Below are 17882 nucleotides of genomic sequence, written 5' to 3'. Positions count from 1 at the left end.
TAAAGGGCAGAATGCGAGGTTTGACCGATCTCCAATTCACGGTAATAACGTCTCTTACCTTGCCTTCCTAAGCGACCGGATGCTGTCCATGGACAAGAACGGCCGTCTTCGCGATCTGATCGCCGCTGTCATCGTTCTCCCACTTGCGGGCTTCCTGCTTGCCAGCACGGCGAGGGCGGACGCTGCGTCCACTGCGGCGTCGCTTCAGCGGATCGCGGAGCATCTGGCTGCCGCCGACGACGATCTCCTGCTGCAACCGAGCGCCGGCGATCAGACGGCCCCGGCCCAGAACGACGATCTCCTCCTCCAGCCGGCCCCCACGCAATCGGATGACCTGCTGCTGCAGCCGGCGCCGGCGCAGTCGGACGACCTGCTGGTCCAGCCGTCCGGCAATGACGATCCGTTGTTGGTCCCGACGCCGGGCACCGTCAGCCCATCGGTCGCACCGGCGATCGGCGCGCCGGTTCCGGTCGAGACACAGACCGACGCCGCAGAGAGCGCGTCCGGCGCGGCAGCGGCGCACGAGAAGCTGTTCGCCGAGAGCCGCTTCCCGGCTGCCACCACCTGCGCCACCTGCCATCCCAAGCAGTACGAGGAATGGTCCGCCTCCCAGCATGCCTATGCCCAGCTCAGCCCGGTCTTCCTGACCATGCAGGCGGCGATCAACGCCAAGACCAGCGGTACCAACGGCGATTTCTGCGTCCGCTGCCATTCGCCGGTCGGCATGAACCTGGAGGAGTCGGTCTACGTCTCCAATTTCGACCGGCACCCGACCTCCCGGGAAGGCGTGACCTGCATCACCTGCCATCGGGTCGACCGAAATTACGGAAAGATCAGCGGCCGCCTCGCGATCGTCGAGGGTGATCTGTACCAGCCGGTCTTCGGCCCCAAGGGCGACGAGGAACTGAACCGCGTGCTGGACGAGCCGGAGACCTATCGGGTCTCGACCGACCCCTCCGATCCCGGCCGCGGCATTCACACCGAGGTCGAGCGGTTCTTCCCGCTGGTCACCCCCGGGTTCTGCGGCACCTGCCACGACGTGACCCTGGTCAACGGCTTCCGCCTGGAGGAGGCCTTCGCCGAGTACCATCAGTCGCCGGCCTCCCAGGCCGGGGTGACCTGCCAGGACTGCCATATGGGCAAGGAGCAGGGCGTGGCCTCCGGCTACGAGGAGGGCCCGGCGGCCATCGTCGGCGGGGAGCCGACCCGCACCCGCAAACTGGCCAGTCATTTTTTCGCCGGCCCGGACCATTCCATCCTTCATCCGGGCCTGTTCCCGCTCAACGTTAAGGCGCAGAGCTTCAAGACCATGCGGGAATGGATGACCTTCGACGATGCCGCCGGTTGGGGGACCGATGCCTTCGAAGACGCGGCCCCGCGCGACTACCCCTTCCCCGAGGAATGGCGTTCGATCGACGACCGGTATGACGCCCGCAAGATCGTCGAGGAGCAGAAGAAACGCCTGGCCGAGGCCGACGAGCGCCGGCTGGAGGTCCTGCGCAACGGGCTTGCCCTGGACGAGATCCGAATCACGGCGGCGGCGCCGGACGACCTGTCGTTTTCGGTAGCGGTGCGCAACATCACCGACGGCCACGCGGTGCCCACGGGTTTCGACGCCGAACGGCTGATGTTCCTGGAGGTTGCCGTGACGAACAGCGACGGGGCCGTGGTGTACCGGTCCGGCGACCGCGATCCGAACGGCGACCTGCGCGACACCCATTCCGCCTATGTCCATGCGGGTGAGCTGCCGCTCGACGAGGATCTGTTCAACCTCCAGTCCAAGTTTCTGGTCCGCCTGCTGCGCGGCGGCGAGCGGGAGCAGGTGCTGCCGATCAACACGTCCCAGGGTGTGCTGCCCTTCGTGCGGCCCGAGACCTTGCCGACGACGATCTACGGTCGACCGAGAACGGCGCGTAAGCACAAGCAGACCATCGACCCGCTCGGCCAGCGGACCGCCGAGTATGCGGTGCCGGCGGCGGCACTCACCGGGGCGGGCCCCTACGCGATCTCGGTGAAGCTCAAGGCGCAGATGGTGCCGGTCAATCTGATCCTGGCGATCCAGCACATCGGCTTCGACTACGGCATGAGCCCGCGCCAGGTCGCCGATGCCATCGTCGCCGGCACCCTGACCATCGCCGAACGGGAGACGATCGTGACCCTCGGCGCGCAGAACCAAGCGGCCGCCCAATGAGCCGGTTGTCCCCTCTGCTGCGGTTGCTTCCAGCGGCCGCGATCATGCTTGCCGCGCCGTCGGTCTCGGCCGAGGTAAAGACGCTGTCCGACGAGCCGATCCCCTACAAAGGCGACGCGCTGCCCGAACGCACCAAGCCGCTGCTGGAGATCGGCCGGGACCTGCTGGGGACCGGCCCGCTGGATCCCGGGTTCGAGCTGCCGACCGGGGCCGTCTGGCAGCCTGCCCTCTGGGTCTTCGGCCAGTACCGCACGGGTGTCGGCATCTTCAAGAACGGCGACAGCGCCGAGGTCCAGGAATGGGCCAACCGGCTCGACCTGTTCGCCAACCTGCAGCTCAGCGGGACCGAGCGGGTACTGTTCGGCCTGTCGCCCCTGCGGGACGGGGGCCGGTTCTCCGGCTACCACCGCCGTCCCGAAGAGAGGGAAGGCTTCAGCAATCAGTTCAGCGGCGAGATCACCACGCTGTTCTTCGAGGGAGAGATCGGCGAGATCTTCCCAGACGCCGACCCCTTCGACACCGGCGGCCTCGATATCGGCTTCACCGTCGGGCGGCAGCAGCTTCTGTTCCAGGAAGGTCTGCTGATCAATGACACCGTCGATGCGGTCGCGGTCACCCGGGATACCCTGATCGCCCGCGACGTCTCGGTGGACACCCGCCTGACCGCGCTCTTCGGCTGGGGCAACGTCCACCGCAGCGACAATGAGCGCGACGACAAGGCCAAGCTGGTGGGCCTGTTCTCCGAGACGGATTTCCAGACCTCCACGGTCGCGCTCGACGCCATCTGGGTCACCGGTGGCGAGGACGGCGGCAGCGAAACGGACGGCCTGTTCCTAGGCGCTGCCGCGACCCAGCGGCTCGGCAAGGTGAACACCGCCTTCCGCGTCGCCCAGTCCGTCGCCCTCGACGACACCTCGGCGGCGGTCGACACCGGCACCGTGTTCCTGGCCGAGTTGTCCGGCGACCCGATGGGCAATGACGACGTGCTGTACGTCAACGCCGCCTGGGCCATCGACCGGTTCACCTCGGCGGCGCGGGATCCGATCGCCGGCGGTCCGCTCGGCCCGGTCGGCATTCTCTTCGCCTCCCCAAATCTCGGCGATTACGGCACCGCCCTGAGCAACCGGGCGGATGACGTGGTCGCCGCCGCGGCCGGCTATCAGATGTTCTTCAACCAGGAGCGCACCCAGCTCGTCGCCGAGCTCGGCACGCGGATCGCGACCGATCCCGACCGTCGGGACGCCGCCGCGATCGGCTTGCGCTTCCAGCAGGCTCTCGGCTCCCGCTTCGTCCTGCAGCTCGACGGCTTCGTGTCCCGTGAAGAGGCCCGCGACCTCGGCTACGGCGCGCGCTCCGAGCTGCTGGTAAGATTCTAGCGATGAGCGGGATCCTTGAGACACTCGGCTATGTCATCGTCGCCGGCACCCTCGCCCAGATGGCGCTGGGCCTCTACGGCACCTGGCGACGGGGCTATTTCGAGCGTCGCAGTTTCGCCGCCGAAGCCCGCCTGTTCGAAAGGCGGGTCGAACTGTCGCTGCGACAGGCCGAAGCGGAGCGGGATCTCGCGGTCAGCTCCTGGATCGGGTTCCGCAAGCTCAAGGTCGTGCGGAAGGTCCGTGAGGCCGAGGACGTTCATTCCTTCGAGCTGACCGCCCATAACGGTCGTCCCCTGCCGCTCTATCTTCCCGGCCAGTTTCTGACCTTCCAGTTCCGGATCCCCGGCCAATCCAAACCCCTGGTCCGCTGCTACTCCCTGTCCGATGCGCCGACCGACGGCGGACGCTATCGCATCAGCGTGAAGAAGGTGCCGGCGCCCGACGGCGCGGCCTGCGATCCTGGAATCGTCTCCGGCTACCTGAACGATTTGGTGCACGAGGGGGACATCCTCGATGTCCGCGGGCCCACCGGCGCCTTCACCTGCGACCCGGCAGCCGACCACCCGATCGTGCTTATCGCCGGCGGCATCGGCATCACGCCGCTGCTGAGCATACTGAACGCCCTGTGCAACGGCCAGACGGAGCGCGAGATCTGGCTGTTCTACGGCGTGCGCAACCGCGAGCATCATGCCTTCGCCGAGCATATCGCCGGACTGCGCCGACTCTATCCGACCCTGCACGTGGTCACCTGCTACAGCCAGCCGACCGAGGCCTGCATCCTCGGCCAGGACTATGACCGGCCGGGCCGGATCGATCTGGCGCTGCTGAAGGACGCGCTGCCGTCGACCAACTACGTCTTCTATCTGTGCGGCCCGGCGCCGATGATGGAGACCGTCGCCGGCGGCCTGCGCGACTGGGGCGTGCCGCCGGAGGATATCCGCGTCGAGGCGTTCGGTGCTGCCACCGCGCACCGGCAACCGAGCGAACGCCCCGCAGCCGGGGCCGAAGCGGGTGTGGAGATCCGCTTCGACCGGTCCGGCAAGACCCTTCACTGGGACGGATCCGCCGGCTCGATTCTCGCACTCGCAGAAAGCAATGGCGTGGCCCTGGAGAGCGGCTGCCGGGCCGGGCATTGCGGCACCTGTATCGTTGCCATCAAGGCCGGCGCGGTAGACTACGTGGCCGCGCCGGCCGTCGTTCCGGAACCCGGCACCTGCCTCGCCTGCATGGCGGTTCCGCGCGAGAGGTTGGTTCTCGACGCATGACCGGCTCGAAACAAGACGACATGAAACCGACGGAGGACACAATGATGCAGCAGTCACCGAGTCGATCGGCCATAGGCCGGCTCGCCATGGCGGCATCGTTGCTTGTCACGGCCCTTGTCGTTACGGCGGCACTCGTCGCCTCGCCCGCCTCGGCCCAGTCCGGCGATGGGGCGTTCAAGGTGATCGGCCCGGCAAAATGCGCCGAGTGCCACAAGGCCGAGACCGAAGCCTGGAAGGGCACGCACCACTTCTCGACCTTCACCGAACTGACCCGCAAGAAGGAGGCGAACGAGATCGCCGAACGCATGGGAATGCGGCGGATCAAGTCGGAGAGCCTGTGCCTGAACTGCCATTTCACGACGGTGGAGACCGGTGGCGGAGAACCCGAGCCGGTGGCCGGCGTGTCCTGCGAGAGCTGCCATGGTGCGGCAAGCGCCTGGCAACCGATCCACAGCGGCTTCAGCGGCAAGAAGGAAGGCCAGGAAAGCCAGGAGGAGATCGCGATCCGCTGGCAGAAGGCCGAAGCCGCCGGCATGATCCGACCCAAGGACATGTATGCCTGGGCCAGCTATTGCTTCTCCTGCCACGTGGTGCCGAACGAGAAGCTGGTGAATGTCGGCGGACACAAGGCCGGCAGCCCGTTCGAGCTGGTGACCTGGTCCCAGGGCGAGGTCCGTCACAACACCTGGCACAACAAGGGGGCCGACAACCCGCCCGCTTCGCTCAACGACAAGCGGCTGATGTTCGTCGTCGGCCGGGCGGTCGAGCTGGAGACGGCGCTGCGCGCGGTCGGCAAGGCGACGGAGAAGGCCGACTACGCGGTATCGATGGCCACGCGCGCGCAGGCGGCCCGCCAGGCGATCGCCGCCCTGGAGGGGTACCTGAAGATCGAGGAACTCGCGCAGATGGGGGTTGCCGCCAATAGCGCCGGCCTCAAGCTGAACAACGAGGCGGCCCTGTCGGCGGCAGCCGACAAGGTCGGCGCGATCACCCGCCAGATCGTCGAGAAATATGACGGCAGCACCTTCGGCGCCATCGACTCGGTCCTGCCGCCCGAGACCGCCTATAAGGGCACCCCTTCCCGCTGAGGAGCGCCGAGGTGCCTTCTCCCGCCACCGCGATCAGCCGGCCCCGGCGTTGGGACAATCCGTTCGACCCGGACCTCGGCGCAGGGGACGTCGAGCGGATCCTGGCGGCACCGGTATTCCGCGATCTCCACCCAGAACGGTTCCCGCCGGGCCTGCTGCTGGCGGACATCGTGCGCAACGACGCCCGGATCAACCGCTACCAGCGCGGCGACATCATCGTGCGGGAGGGGGATTACGGGAACTCGGTTTTCGTGATCCTCACCGGTACCGCCTGCGTCCTCTATGCCGGCCGTCCCGACGGCAATCGGGCGGCGCCCCGGGATCGCCGGTCGGTCTGGCGGGCGCTGTCCCAGCTCTGGGGCAATTCGCCGGAGATCGAGACCCGCACCCTGTCGCCGCGATCCGGTGCGGTGCATCTGCGCGCCGACCGGGATCGGGCCTATCTGCCGGATATCGACCGGGTGCTGGCGGAGCAGTCGACCATCCCGCTCAGCCATGGCGACATGTTCGGCGAGATTTCGGCCCTCGCGCGCACCCCGCGCACCGCGACGGTATTCGCCGGCACCGAGTGCGAAGTGATCGAGCTGCGCTGGCAAGGGCTGCGGGACCTGCGCGCCCGCGACCCCGGCCTGCGCGAGGCTGTCGACCATCTGTACCGTACCCGCAGCCTGCTCGCCCATCTGGCGGAAAGTCCGCTCTTCGCCCACCTGGATGCGGGGACGCGGGCCCTCGTCGCCGAGGAGATCCGCTTCGAGAACCACGGAACCCAGGAACTCTTCCCCACCGGCGAGGTGCCGTCGTCGCGCAGGGAGCCCCTGGCGGGTGAGCCGCTGATCGCCGAAGAAGGCAGCCTTGCCGACGATCTGATCATGGTGCGCGCCGGTTTCGCCCGGGTGACCGAGCATATGGATCACGGCGACCGTACGGTCGGCTACCTGAAGAACAACGACGTCTTCGGCTTTGAGGAGCTGGTCCGGCAGTGGCGAACGGGAGCGGCCCTCCCGCTGCGCTACAGCCTGCGGGCGATCGGCTATCTCGACATTCTGCGGGTCCCGGCCCTGGTGATGGAGCGCCACGTGCTGCCCACCCTGCCCGCGCACCTGTTGCCGACCGCGACCCCGGCGGAGGCGCCCTCCACGCCGGTCTGGAAGCGGGACGAGAGCGCCACCGGGATCGAGCAGCCGCTGGTGGACTTCCTGATCGACGAGCGGATCATCAACGGCACGCAGACCATGGTGATCGATCTCGATCGCTGCACCGGCTGCGACGACTGCGTGAAGGCCTGTGCCGCGACCCATGACGGCAATCCCCGCTTCGTGCGCCAGGGTCCGTCCCATGACGACGTGATGATCGCCCATGCCTGCATGCACTGCGTCGACGCCGTCTGCCTGATCGGCTGTCCGACCGGCGCGATCCAGCGCGACCTCTCCCTCGGCGACGTCCACATCAACGACGAGACCTGCATCGGCTGCGGCACCTGCGCGCGGAGCTGCCCCTACGACAACATCGTCATGGTCGACATCGCCGACCGCGCCGGACAGGTGATCACCGACCGAGAGTCGGGGACGGCGATCCATCGGGCGACGAAATGCGATATGTGTGCCGGACGGCTCGGCGGACCTGCCTGCCAGCGCGCCTGTCCGAACGACGCCCTGGTCCGCCTCGACATGAGCGACCCGGAAGAGTTGGTGGCATGGTTGCGTCGCTGACCGGGTTCACCCGCCGCCGGCTCCGCAACGGCTCGATCGTTGCCCTCGCTGCAGCCCTGCTGGTGGCCACCACCCATCTGGCAGAAACCACCCTCCACGACACGAGGTTCGTGACCGGCTGGATGCTGTTCGCCCTGATCGCCGGGCTCGCCCTGTTCGACCTGCGCCGGCGCATCCCGGTGATGCCCCTGGGCAGCGCGTCGGCCTGGGAGCAGGTCCATATCTATGCAGGGTGGTTCGCCGTCGCCGTCTTCCTCACCCATACCGGATTCGGCCTGCCGGACGGCCCATTCGAGACCGCACTCTGGCTCCCGTTCTTGTTGGTCGCGATCAGCGGGGCGGTCGGGATCTGGCTGAACCGGGTTCTCCCCAGGCGCATGCGTGACCACGGGGCCCGGGAACTCTACGACCGTATCGCCACCCGTAGGGCCGAGATTGCCGCCGAGGCACAGGCCCTGGCCATCGCCTCGGCCCGGGACACGGCGTCGGTCACCATCGCCGACTATTACCACAAGGAACTGAGCGCCTATTTCCAGCGTCCGCGGAACGCGCTGTCCCACCTGACCGGATATCACGGCCACCTGCGGCGTCAGCTTCAACAGATCCGCTCGCTTCACCGGTATGTCGACGCAACCGGGCGAGACACGCTCGACCGCCTCTGTGCGCTTGTCCAGGCCAAGGACGACCTCGACTACCAGTACGCCGCCCAGGTGGCCCTGCGGCTCTGGCTGTTCGTCCATGTGCCCCTGGCCCATGCGCTTCTGGTCCTCATGGTGGTCCACGCGGTCCTCGCCCATGCCTTCCAGGTGGGGCCGTGACCGGCCGGCCCGACAGAGCCGCCGGCGCCGGATCCTACGACCGTCCCGACCGGGCATGGCGGTGCGGCCGGCTGGCCCTCGGCCAGCCCTGCCCCCGTGGACCCGATGCCAGGGGCAGTTGCCAGGGTACCGCCGACTGCGCGCCGGTACGCCGGGGCGACCGCTGGCACTGCACACGCCCGGCCAGCGCCGGAGGCCCCTGTCAGGCCGGTCCACGTCCCAACGGCGCCTGTTCGGTCCAGCGCCCGCCCTGCGTCCCGGTACGCAGCCTGAGCGCCTTGCGCCGCCGGGTGACCCGCATGGTCGTGGTCGCGGTGATCGGGCTGGCCATGATCGCGCTCACGGGCGGCGACCGCGACGCACTGCTGTCGCCGGGACCGCTCACCTTCCAGCACAGCGTGGTCGGGGGATGCGCAGGCTGCCACGCGGGGTTCGACGACGGGCCGGTCGACTGGGTCATGACCGCTTTCGGCAAGGCGCCGGAAGGCCATGGTGATGCCGCCTGCCATTCCTGCCATGAGCTCGGCGAGCATGCAGAGCTGCCGCATTCCCGGCCGCCGGCCGTGACCGCCGCCCTGACCGACGCAGCGCGGGCGCATCAGACGGATCACACGACCGAGACGCCGCTCGAATTCAGGGTGTCGGGCTGGCTGTTCTCCGATGCCGGCATGCCGGCTCAGACTGTCGGCTGCGCCACCTGTCATCGCGAACACCGGGGCGTCCAGGCTCACCTCACCGACATGCCGGAGGGCGCCTGCCAGACCTGCCACACGGCTCAGTTCGCCTCGTTCGCGAACGGCCATCCGGAGTTCGACCGACCGCTGTTCGACCGACGCCCCCGCATCGCCTTCGACCACGCCGCCCATCTCGACCGGCATTTCGGTGCCGAGGAAAGCGTCGGCAAGGCGCCGGAGGCCTGCACGGTCTGCCACCTGCCATCGGCCGACGGCCGGGCCATGCTGACCGCCACTTTCGAGACCATGTGCGCATCCTGCCACCAGTCCGATATCGCCGGGACCGGCTCGATTGGTCCGGCCGGGCTGCGGTTCCTGGCGGTGCCGGGTCTGGACCTGCAGGAGCTGGAAGCCCGCGGCGTGGATATCGGCGCCTGGCCGGAATGGTCGGAGGAGCCGATCACTCCGTTCATGGCCCGCCTGCTCTCGGCGGACGCACCCGTTGCGGCCGCTCTCGACCGGCTGGCGGGTCTGGACCTCCTGGACCTGCGGGACGCGGCGCCGGAAGACATCCGGGCGGTCGCGACCGTGGCCTTCGCGGTCAAGCGCCTGCTCGGCGACCTGCTCGCCGACGGCGTCCAGGCTGCGGAAACGAGACTGGCAGAGGGTGCTCCGAACCGGACCGCAGCCGGTATGCCCGCCGGTCAGACCGGCGCCCTGCTCGGCTATCTGCCGATGGAGGTGGTCGCGGCTGCCGCCGAGGAGTGGTTCCCGTCCCTGGCAAGCGAACTTGCCCGCCCGTTCCCGGACCTGCCGGACCCGGTCCCCGGCCCGGCAGCCGCCGAAGCGGATGCCACGGCTCCCGGTGCGGAACCGGACCAGTCGACGATCCTCCCAGCCCCCGGCGACATGCAGGCCGACATCCTCGCCCCACCCTCGGGCGACCAGTCGGATATCCTGGCGCCCGTACCTGACCAATCGGATATTCTTGCCGCGCCGTCGGACGACCTTGCGCCGGCCATTGACCAGTCGGACATTCTGGCCCCGATACCGGACCAGTCGGACATTCTCGCCGCGCCGTCTCTTGATCAGTCGGACATTCTGGCGCCACCCTCCACAGATGGCCTGAACACCTTCCCGGCACCTCAGGTGCCCTCGGACGAAGCTCTCGCACCGCCACCGGAGATGGCACCGACGCCGCCGGTCGCTCAGGCCGAGGTCGCAGCGCCGCCGATGCGGGTCGAGCCCACTGTCTCGCCGGAGGACTGGATGCGGGACGGTGGCTGGTACCGGGGAGAGTTCGCGCTGAGATATCGGCCGACCGGACATGAAGACCCTTTCATGCGGGCCTGGATCAACGTGGCGGCCGCCAGCCCGCAGACCGAAGGCGGCGAAAGCTTGCTTTCGGTGTTCAGCGGCGCTCAGGCGCCTGGAACATGCCTGAGGTGCCACAGCATCGATCGGATCCAGGACGGGCCGGCGGCCGGGACCGGCGCCGTCAACTGGACGCCGATGGACTATGACCCCGATATCCGGACCTTCGTGCGCTTCGCCCATGCCCCGCATTTCAGCCTGATCGGCGAGTCCGGCGGATGCCAGACCTGCCACGCCGTGGTCCGGCCGGACGCATCGGGCGGCGTGGGCGCCTTCCAAGATCAGTATGCGCAAGGCGATCCTCACGCCGGCATGGTCGCCGGCTTCAGCCAGCCGACCCTCGCCACCTGTTCGACCTGCCACGCCCCCGGTCGGGCGGGCGACAGCTGCACCCAGTGTCACGCCTATCACGTCGGCACCTTCCCGACACCGACGGTTCCGACACGCATGGAAGTGCTGCTTCCCCGCCAAGAGCGACCATAGCGGATGAAGCGTATGGGACGTCGTATTATTGGGCGCGGATACTGACGCAACTCGGCCACGAGGGTCGGATACGCAAACCGGATACCCGGGTGTTCGCCTAGTCGGTGTCGGTCTCCCTACCTATCCGACCTTCAAGGCGTTCGGCTTCCGTCGCATCCCCGCTTCCGTCGGTCACCACGATGAGCCGCAAAGCCTCGCCCATAAACTCTGCTCGCAGTCTCTCCCACGAATGCCGACGTCATGCGTTCTCTGATCTGTGATCGGGGCCGATTGTGTGGACGGGAGAACAACTTGGCTGCGGTCTTGGGGTCAAACAAGTCAAGCCGTCCCCCTGACGCGTAAAGCGAGATTGTAATTCTCTAACCAACAGCCTTAGCATGAAGTCGCAGAATATCGGCGCATCTGGTTCGACACGACCAAAGTCCGCATTGGAACAGGGTGGGAGTGGATTCGATGGACGAGCATCAAATTCGAGGCATGGTTAATGAGGTCAAGGAGGGCAGGCTGTCGCGCCGATCCTTCGTGCGCACGATGGTCGGTCTCGGCCTGACGGCACCGTTGGCCGCACAGATCCTGATGTATAACGGCGTCGCGCAGGCGCAGTCCGCGTCGGCCTACAAGCCGACCAAGGCGGGCGGCGGCGGCACACTGAAACTGCTTTGGTGGCAAGGCCCGACCCTGCTGAACCCGCACTTCGCGGTCGGCACGAAGGACCAGGATGGATCTCGTCTCTTCTACGAGCCGCTGGCCGCCTGGGACGACGACGGATACCTCATGCCAGTCCTCGCGGCCGAGATCCCGAGCCTGGAGAACGGTGGCGTCGCCGCCGACGGTCTGTCGGTGACGTGGAAGCTGAAACAGGGCGTCACCTGGCATGACGGCGCGCCGTTCACCGCCGACGACTGCCTGTTCAACTGGAAATACGCTTCCGATCCGGCGGCCGCGGCCGTCACCATCGCGAGCTACAAGGATGTCGAAGTCGAGAAGATCGACGACCACACGATCAAGGTGCTGTTCTCGAAGCCGACGCCGTTCTGGGCCGACGCCTTCGTCGGTACCCGCGGCTGCCTGATCCCCAAGCACGTGTTCGAGCCCTATATGGGTGACAAGTCCCGCGACGCGCCGGCCAACCTGGCGCCGATCGGGACCAGCCCGTACATCTTCGAGGAGTTCAAGCCGGGCGACCTCGTGCGCGGCAAGATCAATCCGAACTACCACGAAGCCAACAAGCCGTATTTCGATGCCATCGAAATGAAGGGCGGCGGTGACGCCGTGTCGGCGGCGCGGGCGGTGCTGCAGACCGGCGAGTACGACTTCGCTTGGAACATGCAGGTCGAGGACGAGATCCTCAAGCGGCTCGAAGAGGGCGGCAAGGGCACGGTCTCGATCAGCTTCGGCGGCAATATCGAGCACATGCAGCTCAACAACACCGATCCGTGGGCCGAGGTCGACGGCGAGCGAGCCAGCCTGAAGACAAAGCATCCGTCCCTGTCCGATCCGGCGGTTCGCCAGGCGATCAATCTGCTGGTCGACCGCCAGTCCGTGGAAGACCACATCTACGGGCGGACCGGCAAGGCCACGGCCAACTTCCTGAACAACCCGGAACGCTTCGTATCGAAGTCCACATCGTTCGAGTTGAACGTGGATAAGGCCATCAAGCTGCTCGACGACGCCGGCTGGAAGCCCGGCTCTGACGGGATCCGCGAAAAGGACGGCGTTCAGTTGAAGTATGTCTTCCAGACGTCGATCAACCAGCCGCGCCAGAAGACCCAGGCGATCGTGAAGCAGGCCTGCCAGAAGGCCGGCATCGAAATCGAGATCAAGGCGGTCACCGCCTCGGTTTACTTCTCGTCGGACGTCGGCAACCCCGACACCTACACGAAGTTCTATACCGACCTGCAGATGTACACGACGACCATGACACAGCCCGATCCGGGCACGTTCATGAACCAGTTCGTGTCCTGGGAATACTCCAACCAGACCAACAAGTGGCAGGGTCGCAACATCACGCGCTGGCAGAACGAGGAGTACGACACGCTCTATCGTCAGGCCGAGGGTGAGCTCGATCCGGTCAAGCGGGCGGCCTTGTTCGTTCGCATGAACGAACTGGTCATCGAGAACGTGGTGGTCATCCCGGTCGTGCACCGCGGTCAGGTTTCCGCCGTCTCGAGCAAGCTGCACGCACCGATGAGCGGCTGGGACAACAACACCTGGAACCTGAAGGACTGGTTCCGCGAATCCTGATCACCGGTGAACGCGTAACTGGGAGCCGGCCATTCCGGCCGGCTCCCTCAGTTCATGTTGAGGGATCGTGAGCCAGTATCTCATCAGGCGTCTGCTCATTGCTGTTCCGAGCCTGCTTGGAATCAGTCTGGTCATCTTCACCGTCCTGGCGCTGGCGCCCGGCGACCCGTTTGGCGAACTGGCGCAGAACCCGGCCGTCCCGCCGGAGGTCGCCGCGTCCCTGCGCGAGAAGTTCGGGATGGATGACCCGATCTGGGAGCGCTACGTGAAGTGGCTGACCCAGATGCTGCAGGGCAATTGGGGCTTCTCCTTCGTCAGCCGCGTCGATGTCGACGTCTTGATCCTGCAACGCCTGCCGACGACGCTGATCGTCATCGGTTCGTCGCAGATCCTGGCGCTGCTGGTCGCCCTTCCGGTCGGCGTCTACGCCGCAATCCGGCCCTACTCGCTCTTCGACCAGATCGCCACCACGCTGGCATTCGTCGGCTTCTCCCTGCCGACCTTCTTCACCGGCCTACTGCTGATCCTCGTCTTCAGCATCACCCTCGACTGGCTGCCGTTCGTCTACCAGTCGAACGTCGAGGCCACCGGGATGATGTTCATCTGGGAACACATCAAGCAGTCGATCATGCCGGTCTTCGTCCTGGGTCTGTTCCAGGCTGGAATCTATACGCGCTTCGTACGCTCGGCGGTGCTTGACGTCGTCCGGCTCGACTACGTCACGACCGCCCGTTCCAAGGGCCTCAATGAAAGCGTCGTCGTGGTCAAACATATCGTGCGCAACGCGCTGATTCCCGTGGTGACGCTGGTCGCCCTTCAGCTGCCCGGCGTGTTCAGCGGCGCCGTCGTGACCGAGCAGATCTTCCGGGTGCCCGGCATCGGTTCGCTGCTCATCGCCGCGATCCTGGCGAACGACACGCCGGTCATCATGGCGGTCACCTTCGTCTTCGCCTGCCTTGTCATTTTGTTCAACCTGATCGCGGACCTGCTCTATGGCTGGCTCGACCCCCGTATCTCCTACCGCTAGCGGTCCCGCCGCAGCGGCTCCACGCCGGTCGGGCGTGTCGCCGGGCATAGAGGCCTGGCGACGGTTCCGCAAGCACCGCCTCGCGGTGGGCAGCGCCATCGTGCTGTTCCTGATCATCCTCTCGGTCATCGTGGGGCCGGTTCTCTGGCCGGTGCCGATCAACGAGATCGATTTCGGCGCCATGCTCCAGGGACCATCGCTGGCGCATCCGTTCGGCACCGACGACCTGGGTCAGGACGTGCTGGCGCGCATGCTCTACGGCGGCAGAATCTCACTGGCGGTGGGCCTGTGCGCCATGCTGGTCGCGATCGGCGTCGGGGTGGTGGTCGGAGCGGTGGCGGGCATGGCCCGCGGCAGCGTAGACACGGCGTTGATGTGGGTGACCGATCTGTTCCTGTCGCTGCCGCAGCTGCCGCTTCTGCTGGTCCTGATCTATCTGTTCCGGGATGCGCTGAAGGACATCGCCGGACCGGAGATGGGCGTACTGGTCCTGATCGTTGCGGTGATCGGCGGGCTGAGGTGGATGCCGGTGGCACGCCTGGTGCGCGCGCAGTTCTTCTCGCTGAGGGAGAAGGAGTTCGTGGAAGCGGCGCGGGCTCTCGGGGCCTCGCCCTCCCGTCAGGTGGTCCGGCATATCCTGCCGAACGCGCTCGGCCCGGTGATCGTCGCCGCGACCATCGACGTGGCGGTCGCCATCATCCTGGAATCGACCCTGTCGTTCCTCGGCCTGGGCGTGCCGCCGGACATCCCCACATGGGGTCGCATTCTGTTCGACGCGAAGGACTATCTCGATTTCGCACCGCACTGGGCCTTGTTCCCGGGTGCCGCGATCTTCCTGACCGTGCTCAGCATCAACTACATCGGGGACGGCCTGCGCGACGCGCTCGACCCCCGCCGGGTGATCTGACCCGATGAGTGCCTATCGGGTCATCGCCGTCCGCAGGGACGCGAAGATCGCGGCGTTCGATGTGAGGAGAGATGCTGGGGCACCTGTCTTTCGGGGTCGAGGATCTGGATCGGGCGGCACGGTTCTACGACCGGGTGATGGAGCCGTTCGGCTGGGTCCGCGTGTGGAGTACACCGAAGGGTGTCGGCTACGGCCCGCCCGGCGGCGGCGACAAGCTGGCGCTCTTCCCAAGACCGGGGCAGGTGCAGGCGCCGGGGGCGGGGTTTCACCTTGCCTTCGACGCGCCGAGCCGGGCGGCGGTCGATGCCTTCCACGCGGCGGCACTCTCGGCCGGCGGGACGGATGGGGGTGCGCCGGGACTACGCCCGCACTACGGAGCGACATACTACGCGGCGTTCGTGCTCGATCCGGACGGCCACAAGCTGGAGGCCGTGCACCAGTAGGGCACGAGGGTTGAAGACCGAATGGTGACCGGGACGGGCGCCGACAACATGGAGCTGCATCGGGCAGCGGCGTGATCTAGGAGGGGGCATGGGCGAGCGCTTGCTCGACATTCGCGGACTGAAGACGCATTTCGCTACCGATGACGGCATGGTGCGTGCCGTCGACGGCGTCGACGTGTCGATCGACAGGGGCGAGACGGTAGGCATCGTGGGCGAGTCCGGCTGCGGCAAGACCGTCACCGCGATGACCGTGCTGAAGCTGATCGCCATGCCGCCGGGCAAGATCGTCGAGGGCGAGATCCTCTGGCGGGGTCGCGACATCGTCCCGCTGGACGCGGACGAGATGCGCAAGATCCGCAGCAAGGAAATCGGCATCATCTTCCAGGAGCCGATGACCTCCCTCAACCCGGTCTACACCGTCGGCGAGCAGATTGCCGAGGTGGTGCGGCTGCACCAGGGCCTGGGCAAGCGGGAGGCCAAGGACCGCGCGATCGAGATGCTGCGGCTGGTCAACATTCCAACGCCGGAACGGCGGGTCGACGACTACCCGCATCAGTTCTCCGGCGGCATGCGACAGCGGGTGATGATCGCCATGGCGCTGTCCTGCAATCCGCAGCTCCTGATCGCCGACGAGCCGACGACCGCCCTCGACGTCACCATCCAGGCGCAGATCCTCGACCTGCTGGCCGAAATGCGCGAGCGGGTCGGCATGGCGATCATGCTGATCACCCATGACATGGGGGTGGTGGCCGAGACGACGCACAGGGTGGTGGTGATGTATGCCGGGCGCGTCGTCGAGGAGGCGACAACCGCCCAGCTCTTCGCCGACCCCAAACACCCCTACACCCAGGGCCTGATCCGCTCGATCCCGCGGATCGACATGGTGGCGGAGCGCAAGGAGCGCCTGGAGGCGATCGGCGGCGTCGTGCCCAGTCTGCTGCACCCCCCGCCAGGATGCCGGTTCGCCGCCCGATGCAAGTTCGCAACCCCGGTCTGCACAGAGGAGGTCCCGCCGCTGCGCGAGATCGCCCCGGGCCACAAGGTCGCCTGTGTGCTCTACGATGCCTGAGGATGGTCACGCGATGACAGAACCACTGCTGCGGGTCAAAGACCTGAAGAAGCACTTCTCGGTCAAGGGCGGGGTCCTTCGGCGGGAGGTGGATAAGGTCTATGCCGTCGATGGGGTCACCGTCGACCTGCAGGTCGGCGAGACCCTCGGCGTGGTCGGCGAGTCCGGCTGCGGCAAGTCGACGACCGGGCGCTGCATCCTGCGGCTGATCGAGCCGACCGCCGGCGAGGTCTGGTTCGAAGGGCGGAACGTGACCGCGATGGACCCGTCCGAGCTCACAGCACTGCGCCGGGACATGCAGATCATCTTCCAGGACCCCTTCGCCTCGCTGAACCCGAGGATGACGGTGGGGGCGATCATCGGTGAGGCGCTGATCATCCACAAGCTGACGCAGAGCCGGCAGGAGTTCGAGGACCGCATCGTCGAGCTTCTGGAAACGGTCGGCCTGAACGCCGATCACATGCGGCGCTACCCTCACGAGTTCTCGGGCGGTCAGCGCCAGCGCATCGGCATTGCCCGGGCCCTCGCCGTCTCGCCCAAACTGATCGTGTGCGACGAGCCGGTCTCCGCCCTCGACGTCTCGATCCAGGCGCAGGTCATCAACCTGCTGGAGGACCTGCAGGGCAAGTTCAGCCTGACCTATATGTTCATCGCCCATGATCTTTCGGTGGTCGAGCACATCAGCGACCGGGTCGCCGTCATGTATCTCGGGCGTATTGTCGAGATCGCCTCGGCCAGGGACATCTACACGACGCCGCTGCACCCCTACACCGAGGCGCTGCTCTCGGCGGTGCCGATCCCGGACCCGACGATGAAGCGCGAGCGCATCCGTCTTCAGGGCGACGTGCCGAGCCCGATCCGGCCGCCGTCAGGATGCCACTTCCACACACGCTGCCCGATCCGTCAGTTGCCGTTGTGCAGTACCGAGAGTCCGGAGCTGAAGCAGACCCGCGACGGCCACTGGGTCGCGTGTCACCTGCGCGAGTAGCCGGGAGACCCATGCGGACGGCCCGGCCGAGAGCGTCAACGGTCGGCTCCGGGCGGACTGCCTGAAGCCACACTGGTTCGTCACCCCCGCCGATATGGCGGAGACCTTGGGGCTTGGGGTAGAGCCCCCACCGAACAGCGACTACACAGCGCGATCGGGAACGAGGTAACGGCAGCGCTCATGAAATCAGCACACGCAGCCAGCCCGTGATGCTGACCAAGGCCCC

The 17882-nt window shown here is 66.9% G+C and carries 13 protein-coding genes; all 13 read left to right on the top strand.

Translation table 11 applies throughout. From position 1 onward, the window contains the following. The first annotated feature begins 88 nt into the window (after positions 1 to 88). On the top strand, positions 89 to 2191 hold the full coding sequence (locus ACOQOP_RS02535; RefSeq protein ID WP_420564743.1) for a multiheme c-type cytochrome: 2103 nt from the start codon (positions 89 to 91) through the stop codon (positions 2189 to 2191). A 44-nt stretch (positions 2192 to 2235) separates the two neighbouring features. Beyond that, on the top strand, positions 2236 to 3567 hold the full coding sequence (locus tag ACOQOP_RS02530) for a hypothetical protein (protein ID WP_420564742.1): 1332 nt from the start codon (positions 2236 to 2238) through the stop codon (positions 3565 to 3567). A 2-nt stretch (positions 3568 to 3569) separates the two neighbouring features. After that, on the top strand, positions 3570 to 4832 hold the full coding sequence (locus ACOQOP_RS02525) for a 2Fe-2S iron-sulfur cluster-binding protein (RefSeq protein WP_420564741.1): 1263 nt from the start codon (positions 3570 to 3572) through the stop codon (positions 4830 to 4832). A gap of 86 nt (positions 4833 to 4918) precedes the next feature. Continuing rightward, complete coding sequence (locus tag ACOQOP_RS02520) at positions 4919 to 5920, top strand: cytochrome c family protein (protein ID WP_420564740.1); 1002 nt, start codon at positions 4919 to 4921, stop codon at positions 5918 to 5920. 11 nt (positions 5921 to 5931) lie between these two features. Then, complete coding sequence (locus tag ACOQOP_RS02515) at positions 5932 to 7629, top strand: cyclic nucleotide-binding domain-containing protein (RefSeq protein ID WP_420564739.1); 1698 nt, start codon at positions 5932 to 5934, stop codon at positions 7627 to 7629. Further along, the gene (locus tag ACOQOP_RS02510) at positions 7614 to 8447 is read left to right on the top strand and encodes a hypothetical protein (RefSeq protein ID WP_420564738.1); all 834 of its coding nucleotides are present in this window, start codon (positions 7614 to 7616) and stop codon (positions 8445 to 8447) included. The genes ACOQOP_RS02515 and ACOQOP_RS02510 overlap by 16 nt, the downstream gene beginning before the upstream one ends. A gap of 299 nt (positions 8448 to 8746) precedes the next feature. Continuing rightward, positions 8747 to 10978 carry a cytochrome c3 family protein gene (locus tag ACOQOP_RS02505; protein ID WP_420564737.1) on the top strand — a complete coding sequence of 744 codons (2232 nt, stop codon included), beginning with the start codon at positions 8747 to 8749 and terminating at the stop codon, positions 10976 to 10978. A gap of 477 nt (positions 10979 to 11455) precedes the next feature. Continuing rightward, positions 11456 to 13222 (top strand): peptide ABC transporter substrate-binding protein, encoded by a 1767-nt coding sequence (locus ACOQOP_RS02500; protein WP_420564736.1) that lies wholly within the window; start codon positions 11456 to 11458, stop codon positions 13220 to 13222. A 67-nt stretch (positions 13223 to 13289) separates the two neighbouring features. Further along, positions 13290 to 14249, top strand: a complete 960-nt coding sequence (locus tag ACOQOP_RS02495; protein ID WP_420564735.1) for an ABC transporter permease — start codon at positions 13290 to 13292, stop codon at positions 14247 to 14249. Between the two features lie 34 nt (positions 14250 to 14283). After that, a complete protein-coding gene (locus tag ACOQOP_RS02490) occupies positions 14284 to 15156 on the top strand; it encodes an ABC transporter permease (RefSeq protein WP_420564734.1) in 873 nt (290 codons plus the stop codon). 71 nt (positions 15157 to 15227) lie between these two features. Continuing rightward, the gene (locus ACOQOP_RS02485; protein WP_420564733.1) at positions 15228 to 15599 is read left to right on the top strand and encodes a VOC family protein; all 372 of its coding nucleotides are present in this window, start codon (positions 15228 to 15230) and stop codon (positions 15597 to 15599) included. A gap of 88 nt (positions 15600 to 15687) precedes the next feature. Further along, positions 15688 to 16668, top strand: a complete 981-nt coding sequence (locus ACOQOP_RS02480; protein ID WP_420564732.1) for an ABC transporter ATP-binding protein — start codon at positions 15688 to 15690, stop codon at positions 16666 to 16668. 13 nt (positions 16669 to 16681) lie between these two features. Beyond that, entirely contained in the window at positions 16682 to 17656 is a 975-nt protein-coding gene (locus ACOQOP_RS02475) for an ABC transporter ATP-binding protein (protein WP_420564731.1), read from the top strand. The last annotated feature ends 226 nt before the right edge of the window (positions 17657 to 17882 follow it).

Origin of the sequence: Thalassobaculum sp. (genome assembly GCF_965223715.1) — a bacterium.
In the GTDB taxonomy this organism is placed as follows: domain Bacteria; phylum Pseudomonadota; class Alphaproteobacteria; order Thalassobaculales; family Thalassobaculaceae; genus Thalassobaculum.
This window is presented reverse-complemented; position numbering and strand designations above follow the sequence as displayed.

Coding starts and splice junctions, on each gene's coding strand:
- ACOQOP_RS02535 (WP_420564743.1), top strand. CDS start 89: ATGGACAAGAACGGCCGTCTTCGCGATCTGATCGCCGCTGTCATCGTT.
- ACOQOP_RS02530 (WP_420564742.1), top strand. CDS start 2,236: ATGCTTGCCGCGCCGTCGGTCTCGGCCGAGGTAAAGACGCTGTCCGAC.
- ACOQOP_RS02525 (WP_420564741.1), top strand. CDS start 3,570: ATGAGCGGGATCCTTGAGACACTCGGCTATGTCATCGTCGCCGGCACC.
- ACOQOP_RS02520 (WP_420564740.1), top strand. CDS start 4,919: ATGGCGGCATCGTTGCTTGTCACGGCCCTTGTCGTTACGGCGGCACTC.
- ACOQOP_RS02510 (WP_420564738.1), top strand. CDS start 7,614: ATGGTTGCGTCGCTGACCGGGTTCACCCGCCGCCGGCTCCGCAACGGC.
- ACOQOP_RS02505 (WP_420564737.1), top strand. CDS start 8,747: ATGGTCGTGGTCGCGGTGATCGGGCTGGCCATGATCGCGCTCACGGGC.
- ACOQOP_RS02500 (WP_420564736.1), top strand. CDS start 11,456: ATGGTTAATGAGGTCAAGGAGGGCAGGCTGTCGCGCCGATCCTTCGTG.
- ACOQOP_RS02485 (WP_420564733.1), top strand. CDS start 15,228: ATGCTGGGGCACCTGTCTTTCGGGGTCGAGGATCTGGATCGGGCGGCA.
- ACOQOP_RS02480 (WP_420564732.1), top strand. CDS start 15,688: ATGGGCGAGCGCTTGCTCGACATTCGCGGACTGAAGACGCATTTCGCT.
- ACOQOP_RS02475 (WP_420564731.1), top strand. CDS start 16,682: ATGACAGAACCACTGCTGCGGGTCAAAGACCTGAAGAAGCACTTCTCG.